Below are 718 nucleotides of genomic sequence, written 5' to 3' on the forward strand. Positions count from 1 at the left end.
TGAAAGCTTTGTGCAAAGGCGTATAGTGCTTGTACAGCATCTTTTTGGTTTGAAAGTTGATAATTGATAACATCTCCATCAGGGAATTGCTGCGTTACAGCACCAGAATTCAATTTAAAGGATGCTACGGGATCACAGCAGATATAAGTAAATGAGTTTTCGTTTCCGTGGTAATCAGAACTTTCCAGAAGGATAGTATTTACAAAACGGTCCCTCAATTTGAGATAAATAGAGACCGGGGTAAGTGTATCGGCCAGGAGTTTTTTGTGGCGTGTGGTGATCTGATAAGTCTTATTTAGGGTTTTCATTTGTAAGTTGTAATGTAAAGTTTATAAAAAAAGCGGCTCGCTGTCAGGATGAACAGCGAGCCGCTTGAAGTATATTTTGTTCTATACCATGCAATAGCCTTACTTGTCCATCTTTGAAGGATAAGTACGCCACCACCAAATAGTATTGAATAATTTCATAGTCGATTGTTGTCTTGCGACTGTTACGGTCACAAATATAGAAATAAAGAATTAGCGCCGAAGTATTCTGCAAAATATTTCTGCAAGATTTTGCAGAATACCCGTGGACCATTAATACCGGGTACTGCCATAGTGACAGACAAACGCAAAAAAGACCATCCTTTCGAGATGGTCTTTGTAATAGTATTGTGGCGGCTACCTACTTTACCAGGTTTGATCCAAGTATCATCGGCGGACCTGGGCTTAACTTC

The 718-nt window shown here is 39.7% G+C and carries 1 protein-coding gene and 1 pseudogene; both read right to left on the reverse strand.

Going from position 1 to position 718, the window contains the following annotated elements:
• Positions 1-308, reverse strand: a pseudogene (locus tag ACTIE6_RS21980) (anthranilate synthase component I family protein); the annotation flags it as partial.
• Positions 309-496: 188 nt separating this feature from the next.
• Positions 497-718 (reverse strand): hypothetical protein (locus ACTIE6_RS21985; protein ID WP_439558678.1); only part of this gene is annotated, 222 nt, incomplete at its 5' end.

The organism is Dyadobacter sp. (genome assembly GCF_051859145.1).
Classification (GTDB): domain Bacteria; phylum Bacteroidota; class Bacteroidia; order Cytophagales; family Spirosomataceae; genus Dyadobacter.